8 protein-coding genes are annotated in these 7670 nt (G+C 39.7%); 4 read left to right on the top strand and 4 right to left on the bottom strand.

Going from position 1 to position 7670, the window contains the following annotated elements; genetic code table 11:
* Positions 1–726: 726 nt before the first annotated feature.
* The 4 genes from recR to D0T49_RS12325 all read left to right on the top strand — a co-directional run bounded on the left by recR (position 727) and on the right by D0T49_RS12325 (position 3361).
* A complete protein-coding gene (gene recR, locus D0T49_RS12340; protein WP_163632077.1) occupies positions 727–1350 on the top strand; it encodes a recombination mediator RecR in 624 nt (207 codons plus the stop codon).
* A 272-nt stretch (positions 1351–1622) separates the two neighbouring features.
* A complete protein-coding gene (locus D0T49_RS12335; protein WP_163632074.1) occupies positions 1623–2069 on the top strand; it encodes a hypothetical protein in 447 nt (148 codons plus the stop codon).
* A gap of 34 nt (positions 2070–2103) precedes the next feature.
* Positions 2104–2526, top strand: a complete 423-nt coding sequence (locus D0T49_RS12330) for a BT0820 family HAD-type phosphatase (RefSeq protein ID WP_163632071.1) — start codon at positions 2104–2106, stop codon at positions 2524–2526.
* A 307-nt stretch (positions 2527–2833) separates the two neighbouring features.
* On the top strand, positions 2834–3361 hold the full coding sequence (locus tag D0T49_RS12325) for a GNAT family N-acetyltransferase (RefSeq protein WP_163632068.1): 528 nt from the start codon (positions 2834–2836) through the stop codon (positions 3359–3361).
* Between the two features lie 138 nt (positions 3362–3499).
* On the opposite strand, the gene D0T49_RS12320 is transcribed toward D0T49_RS12325, so the two are convergent.
* The 4 genes from D0T49_RS12320 to D0T49_RS12305 all read right to left on the bottom strand — a co-directional run bounded on the left by D0T49_RS12320 (position 3500) and on the right by D0T49_RS12305 (position 7341).
* Complete coding sequence (locus D0T49_RS12320; RefSeq protein ID WP_163632065.1) at positions 3500–4747, bottom strand: BACON domain-containing protein; 1248 nt, start codon at positions 4745–4747, stop codon at positions 3500–3502.
* A gap of 302 nt (positions 4748–5049) precedes the next feature.
* Positions 5050–6525, bottom strand: coding sequence for an NAD(P)H-hydrate dehydratase (locus D0T49_RS12315; protein ID WP_163632062.1), 1476 nt, complete (start codon positions 6523–6525; stop codon positions 5050–5052).
* Between the two features lie 134 nt (positions 6526–6659).
* The gene (locus tag D0T49_RS12310; protein ID WP_163632060.1) at positions 6660–6797 is read right to left on the bottom strand and encodes a hypothetical protein; all 138 of its coding nucleotides are present in this window, start codon (positions 6795–6797) and stop codon (positions 6660–6662) included.
* Positions 6798–7044: 247 nt separating this feature from the next.
* The gene (locus tag D0T49_RS12305; protein ID WP_163632057.1) at positions 7045–7341 is read right to left on the bottom strand and encodes a hypothetical protein; all 297 of its coding nucleotides are present in this window, start codon (positions 7339–7341) and stop codon (positions 7045–7047) included.
* Between the last annotated feature and the right edge of the window lie 329 nt (positions 7342–7670).

Genomic DNA, 7670 nt, shown 5'->3' with positions numbered 1-7670 from the left:
CTCATTCTTATTTCTTTTATCTTGATTCTTGGCTCTTGGCTCTTGGCTCTTGATTCTTTAATCTATTTAAGTCCGCTTTACGGATAATGTTTCTCCTCTGTCCTTTCGGATTTCTTGGTAAACCAAGCGAACAAGTTCGAGCGGCAATCCGAAAGCTATTATCTACGGATTTTAAAATCCGTTATTAATACATCATCGGATTGCAAATCCGATGAGACAAAGGAGTAAGAGGCAAGTAAGTAACTTTATGCTTTTTCCTTTCACCTTTTTCCTCATTCTTTCTTTATTTGTCGCAAGTCTGTGACTTGTGACTATATTTTTTTGCAGTTTTAAACTGCATTTGTTTTCGGCACAAGTTACACTACGCTAAACTTGCGCCAGTGAGTGAAGAAGTGCACCAAGAGACATTAATTATTAATGTTTAATTATTAGTTATTATTTAGTTATAAGTTAGAGATAAGGAGTAAGAGGCAAGTAAGTAACTTTATACTTTTCCCTTTCACCTTTTTCCTCATTCTTATTTCTTTTATCTTGATTCTTGGCTCTTGGCTCTTGGCTCTTGATTCTTTAATCTATTTAAATATCTGCGCGAGCAAAAAGATACCTTTGTCTTTTCGGATTAAGTGGCAAAATTAAAAAAAATGAATAACAAGCTGCTTGTTTTTCAAAAATAGTTTGGCATAAGTTTTTTTTGTACATTTGTGTTTGTTTTTGGTAAACTGTGTTATGAGTCAGCAATTTTCGTCGATACTTCTTGAAAACGCGGTGAATGAGTTCGCTAAACTGCCGGGAATAGGTAAAAAAACAGCTCTGCGCTTGGTGTTGCATTTGCTGAAGCAGTCGGAACAGGAAGTGGAATTGTTCGGAAATACGTTTATCCAATTGCGTAAGGAAATACGGTACTGTAAAGTTTGCCATAACATATCGGATACTGAAACTTGTCAGATATGTGCCAATCCCGGACGCGACCACGAAACGGTGTGTGTAGTTGAAAACATTAAAGATGTGATGTCGATAGAAAATACTCAGCAGTTCAGGGGTGTTTATCATGTGTTGGGTGGCATCATTTCGCCTATGGATGGGGTAGGGCCGAAGGATTTGGAAATAGAAAGCCTTGTGGAACGTGTGGAAGCAGGTACTATTAAAGAGGTTATTTTGGCGTTGAGTACTACAATGGAGGGCGATACCACTAATTTTTATATTTTCAGGAAACTTGCCCCTTTGGAGGTAAAGATAACTACCATTGCCCGTGGGGTGGCTATCGGAGACGAGTTGGAGTATGCTGATGAAATTACGCTGGGACGCTCTATACTGAACCGTGTGGATTTTACAAGCTCTTTTAAACAATAGTTTTGCTTGCATAGGACGCCTTTGAATTAGTAGCTAATAGTTAGTAGTTACAAGTATAAAATAATTGTAGGGGCGAAAAATCTTTTGCCCGATAAGAAAAAGAAAATAAAAAAAGGATTACCCGTAAAGCGGACTCGAAGCCGCTATACGGGAAAAAATAATAATTAAACATTAACAACTAATAATTAAATCCGTGTTTCTATGTGAAAACTAACTGAACCTGTGTGGCGAAATTATAATAGGATGTGTCTAAATTGTAAATAAATTTTTTCATGAGAAAAACTGTAAACATACTTCTTTTGGTTTATTACTGCCTGTATGTGCTGGCTATTCTTGCAGCGGCATTGGGCTACCTTTTCTTTGCCGACAAAGACCCGCTCATTATGGAGCGTGCCACTGCCGGAACTGCTATTACATCGGTGTACATTCTTTATCTGGTAGTGACTATACCATTGTCGTTGAAGTTGTTCAACATGAATGTGAAGAAGCTGTCTGCTCTGGAAGATGCTGATTTAAAGATAAAAAAGTATCTGAATTATTCTCTTCTGCGTCTGTTGGTAATAGGCAGCAGCTTGCTGATAGGCATAGTGCTTTTTTATGTGTTAAACTCGCGTTCGATGATTTTTTGTGCGGCTATCGCGGCTATCGCACTGGTATTCTGTAAGCCTACCGAGGTGAAAATGGCTACAGAACTGGATTTGAACGAGTCGGAAAATTAAAAAAAACTATTAACTATAAACATCTGATTTAAACATGGTTATTGCTGTCGATTTTGATGGAACGATTGTAACGCACGAATATCCGCTTATAGGTAAAGAAATACCTTTTGCTATAGATACGCTTAAACGTTTGCAAACCGAGTTTCACCATTTGCTCATTCTGTGGACGGTACGCGAGGGGCAAGAGTTGGAAGATGCGGTAGAGTTTTGCCGTAAACGCGGGTTGGAGTTTTATGCTGTAAATGCAAATTATCCCGAAGCGGCACTAATTGGCGAAGATTCGCGCAAAGTGAATGCCGATTTGTTTATCGACGATAAAAATCTGGGAGGTATTCCCGATTGGGGGGTTATATACAGGATGATTGCCGAAGACAGGTGTTATCAGCCTCCTAAAAATGAAATAGCGAACGAATACCCGAAGAAAAAAGGTTTTTTCAGTTCACTTTTCGGGAAGTAAAGTAGCTACTAGTGATTAGCTACTAGTGACTAGTTGTTAGTAGGATTTTGTTTTAAGAGTTGAAAGCTCAAGCTAAGATTGTGCCACGTGGTCAATGAAATCTTGTAACTCGTAACTTGTAACTTGTAACTCGTAACTTGTAACTTGTAACTCGTAACTCGTAACTCGTAACTCGTAACTCGTAACTCGTAACTCGTAACTCGTAACTCTGTAACTTGTAACTCGTAACTTGTAACTCGTAACTTGTAACTCGTAACTTGTAACTCGTAACTTGTAACTTGTAACTCTGTAACTATAATAGTATATTTTGTTTTTAGAAAACGATAAAATAAGGCTGAGGGCTGTGGAGCCGGAAGATTTGGAGCTTTTGTATAAGTGGGAAAATAATCCGGCGTATTGGCATGCAGGCGAGGTGCGTGTGCCTTACTCCAAATACACTTTGAAGCAGTATATCTTGAATGCGTCGCAGGATATTTACGAAAGCAAGCAACTGCGCTTCATGATTGAGCCAAAGCAGCAGCATGACAAACTTGCTATTGGTACGATTGATTTGTTCGATTTGGATGTGTTCAATAGCCGTATAGGGGTAGGGTTGCTTATCGACGAGCCATATAGAGGAAATGGTTTTGCCGGTGCAAGCCTTGAGCTGGTGGAGGAGTATGTATTCGGTTTTCTTAAATTAAACCAGCTTTACGCACACGTAGCCGAGGATAATAACAAAAGCCGCAACCTTTTCGAGAGCCGCAACTTCCAAAGTTCGGGAATGCTTAAAAACTGGATACGCTCCGGCGAAGGGTATGTGAATGTGATTCTGTACCAATTATTCCAACCTTAGTTACTTAGCTTTCAGTAGTCAGCTTTCAAGCAATTCATCAGCTATTCTTTGTTCAAACGGATTTTGTAATATACTTGTGAGGCCGGATTCGACAATCCGGCCTCACAACTGTTATTTGGTATATAAGTCAAATTGGTTTTATTTTTTCACACAGCGGATATTTCCAGCAGCTTCCCATAAAATAAAAGCATTTTCAGCACTCCCTCCTCCATTTGCTTTTGTAAAAAGGAACGCTTGTGTTCCAGATGAGTGTTTTATTTCGTTTGATAAGTAATATCCTCGCTGAGTTTCTATCAGTCCTCTATCCTGAGTCATAGCTCCGAGTACAGGCAAGAATATAGCAGCTCCCGGATCTGACATTGATGCGTTTTTAGCATTAGTCCCCAGCCAAGCTCCATCACATGGAACACCACCTTCGCCTGCATCTACCCAGCGGTAGCCCGAGGCATATAAATCGCTCCATTCTTTTGCCGTAGGGATTCTCCATCCTTCTGGACTTGGATCATTCACTCTGGTCCAACTGAATCCATAACCAGGAAAAGCAGGTTCCAGATTTATTTCCGACGAATTTTGTTCTGTATAAGCTGTTGCTATATTGTATTGGTAATACCTACCTCTATCACCAAAATTCATGCTTGCAAACGTACTGAAAGCCCCTACATTGCGCGTAGCCCATGTTACACCATTGATATTAACACCTTCTTCATCATCCGTATATTTTCCGTGTTGTATAATGGTGTCGGTTTTTTCTATATTTCCCATGCTGATGGTGATGATGGCTCCCCTTCGGAGTTCTGTAGGATTTTCTTTCAGTTTGGCTGTGATAACTCCGTCGCCGTCTTCCTGAGTAGTTTCGAGTGTACACCATGGATAGGCAGCCCAATCGGCTTCCGGAACGTATCTTACACTTGCGCTCCAATCGCTAACGGCCGACACCTCTATTTCGCATTCAGTGGCAGGAGTATTCGTTACAAAAGAGATGGTGCTAATCCATAATTCTTCATCATATCCCGACTGGAAAATGTCTATGTAACTGTTTTGCGAACCATCATCGGCTTGGCATATCTGAAGCATTGCATGGCGGTATTCTTTTGTTTTGTTCTTATCTATATTTATAACGAAGCTGCCATCATTTGCTCCGTTTTCAGTGGAAATGCTGCACCAGTCAGCTTCTTTCTCAAAAGTGATTTTCCACTCTGTGTTGCTTTTTATCTGGATGGTTTTTGATGTTTTTTTGTGGTTTTCTGTCCTAAAATAATAAAGACGTGAAAGGTTATCCGTTTTTTCTAAACCTTCTATATTTATATACTTTGATTCTTGTTTTTCACAGGCAGTCCATAACACTAACAATGTTATTAAAAATAATGGGAAAATTTTCTTTTTCATAATTGATAAAATTGTGTGGATAATAAGGTGCAAAAGTACATTGTTTTATAGCGGAGTAACATTTTTTAACACTGATTGTGAGGTTCTGACTTAACTAAGCATGGACACACAATGTGAGTAACGCACAACCGTATGTAAGTATAGCTACTTGCTTGTATATAATATAAATAAGCGTAAAAGTGAGCTTAAGCCACTGTACGCCGTTGAAGTTCAGTAAAAAAAGGTTTGCGGAAATTTGCATTTATTTGCGTGATTTCTTGGCAAGCCAAGTATCGAGCGGCGTTCTAAAAAAATGTGAATTTTTAAAATTCAACATTCAGGAAGTCAATCATATCCAAACTGTTCATGCTTTCTTGCCCAAATACTTTTGCTGCTTTGTTGCCCGCTACTCCATGAAAGTAAACGCCTAAAATGGCGGCTTTCTCAGCTTCATAGCCTCGTGCTATTAGTCCCGCTATAAAACCTGTCAGCACATCGCCGCTGCCGCCTTTTGCCATTCCGGGGTTACCTGTCGGATTGAAAATACATTTTCCCTCCGGTAATGCAATCATGGTATAAGCCCCCTTCACAACAATAACCGAGTTTGTCTCTTTCGCAAGCCTTGTACATAAATTTATTTTTTCTTCTTCATCGTTCCACTCTCCAACCAATCGTTTTAATTCTCCGGGATGAGGGGTCAATACCGAGTTGGCAGGAATCAGTTTTATCAGGTGTTTGTTCTCTGCAATTATATTTAGTGCGTCGGCATCAATTACCAATGGGACGGTAGCTTTTTTCAGCAGGTTTTCCAACGCGGTTTTTGTGTCGTCGGCCTGTCCCAGTCCGCAGCCGATACCAATGGAACTGTATTTTTCGATATTCTGCGGCTGTTGGCTGAAATAACTGTTCTCGTCGAGGCTCAACATGGCCGAAGGATATTTTGCTTGAATAGAAAAGCGTTCGTCGCAGGGGATATGAGCAGTAACCAGTCCACAGCCCGAACGCAAAGCCCCTCCCGCTGCCAAAATGGCTGCGCCGGCCATACCCCTGCTGCCGCAAATAAGCAATGTATGACCGTATGTGCCTTTGTGGGCGAATTTCCCCCTTTTGATAAGTAGTGTTCTGATTTCCTCCTCTGTTGCAAAATAGTATGTTGTATCAGTGTTTTCAATATATGTTTTGTCAAGTCCGATGGGTAGGATAGATATTTCGCCGCAATACTCTCCGGCTTCGGGTAAGAGCATAGCCAGTTTGGGAAATTCCAAAGTTAATGTATGGTGGGCTTTTATTATATCCTGCTTTGCGTTGCCGAACTCGCTTTTCATACCCGATGGCAGGTCGATAGCTATAACTTTGTTGGGCAGTTGGTTTATTTTTCTGATTATGGATACGATAGGCTCTGTTATTTCGCCTTTTACGCCTGTACCCAATAGGGCATCTATTACGATTGCGTTTTCCGGTATTGAGTCAATCTCTTTTTCGGATATTATGGCGATTTCGGCGGGGAGCCTTTCTGCGTTGATGCGGCTCTCTTCGCTCAACTGCTCTTTTCCGAAAGCTAAATATACTCTACATCTGTATCCGGCGTAACTCAACATCCGCGCAACGGCCAGGCCGTCGCCACCGTTATTGCCTTTCCCGATAAGAAATACTAAAGGACATGCCGTGTTTATGTGTTCGATTATCCATTGTGCTATTTTATCAGAGGCACGCTCCATCAGGTCGATAGATGAGATGGGTTCACTGTCGATAGTCGTCAGGTCAAGCTCTCTGATTTTGTTTTCTGTCAGTAATTTCATTTTTGTTTTCTTTTTAATGATAGTGGTTGGTTCAACAAAAATAATTGTTTTCGTTTATATAGAAGAATATATAAATTCAGGGCTATCAAAATAAGTTTGATAGCCCTGATGCTTTTTTATATATTATATGTGTGTTATCCCCTGTCCAGAGTGTTTTCATCGGGGTTTATCATACAAATATCTTCTTTTATTTCTTCCTGAGTAGGTTTGTGGGTGGTACCTTTTGTATCTTTTTTTATGTTAACCTTGTTTTTTTCGTCTTTTGTTTTCATAATTAAGTGTCGTTTTATAAGTGTTATACTATGGTTTATAAACTGTTTGTATAAATCAAACATAGAAACTTGGTTAATTGTTCATATCCGGTTCGAATTAATTTTTTTTTTTTAAATGCAGCTATTATAATAGAGAGAGAGAAATATTTATTCTTCTTTTTTCTTTTCTTTCTTCTTCTTTGTACCGATGGGTGTTCGACCGCTGTTCGACGACTGTGCTTGTTGGTGTTTGGGCGGGTGTTGTAATTTATTGATATACAGGGTTGTTTTGGTGTTTGTGGCTGTTTGGTTGCTGTGCGTAGCAGTGTTCGAAGTGGTGTTCGATGGGTGTGCTTATCGGTGTTTTATTCGGTTGCTTAAAGTGTTGATATACATTTGTATATGGTGGTGTTTGGGTGTGCTGTTGCTGTTTGATGTACTGTTCGGTTTGGTGTGCGGAGTGAGGTGGATTTGATAATTCAGCCGATAGTTTTTTTATATGTACTCCGTTAGGAGTGGAAGTTGCGTACCTACGGCACGCCGGATAATTGAGTAACCCGTACATTACCAAACTTTGCTCCCTACAGCAGCTTTTAATGCGATAATAATTTACAAGTCAGTATTATAATAAACTGTTGAATATAAACTATAGTGAAATTTTTAATAGGGTAACTGCATTAAAAATACATTTTAAACACTGGATTTGTCATACATCGCTCTTCCGTTACAGCAATCTCCAAGTCCCTCTCTTTGAGAGAGGGATTTAGGGAGAGTTACAGTTATCTATAATCTATTCTTTTTGTCCTCGAGCCGGACAGGCTCTTCCTTTTTCCTATAGCTGAAAAAGATACTGTTGTAAAAAACAATTTTTTCAAATAAACAATTTGTTTGTCA

It is taken from the genome of Paludibacter sp. 221, from assembly GCF_010501035.1.
In the GTDB taxonomy this organism is placed as follows: Bacteria; Bacteroidota; Bacteroidia; order Bacteroidales; family Paludibacteraceae; genus QVMH01.
The sequence above is the reverse complement of the archived record's forward strand: the minus strand, read 5'-3'. Positions and strand labels throughout refer to the sequence as shown.

Coding starts and splice junctions, on each gene's coding strand:
- D0T49_RS12310 (WP_163632060.1), bottom strand. CDS start 6,797: ATGAAAACAAAAGACGAAAAAAACAAGGTTAACATAAAAAAAGATACA.
- D0T49_RS12315 (WP_163632062.1), bottom strand. CDS start 6,525: ATGAAATTACTGACAGAAAACAAAATCAGAGAGCTTGACCTGACGACT.
- recR (WP_163632077.1), top strand. CDS start 727: ATGAGTCAGCAATTTTCGTCGATACTTCTTGAAAACGCGGTGAATGAG.
- D0T49_RS12305 (WP_163632057.1), bottom strand. CDS start 7,341: ATGTACGGGTTACTCAATTATCCGGCGTGCCGTAGGTACGCAACTTCC.
- D0T49_RS12320 (WP_163632065.1), bottom strand. CDS start 4,747: ATGAAAAAGAAAATTTTCCCATTATTTTTAATAACATTGTTAGTGTTA.
- D0T49_RS12335 (WP_163632074.1), top strand. CDS start 1,623: ATGAGAAAAACTGTAAACATACTTCTTTTGGTTTATTACTGCCTGTAT.
- D0T49_RS12330 (WP_163632071.1), top strand. CDS start 2,104: ATGGTTATTGCTGTCGATTTTGATGGAACGATTGTAACGCACGAATAT.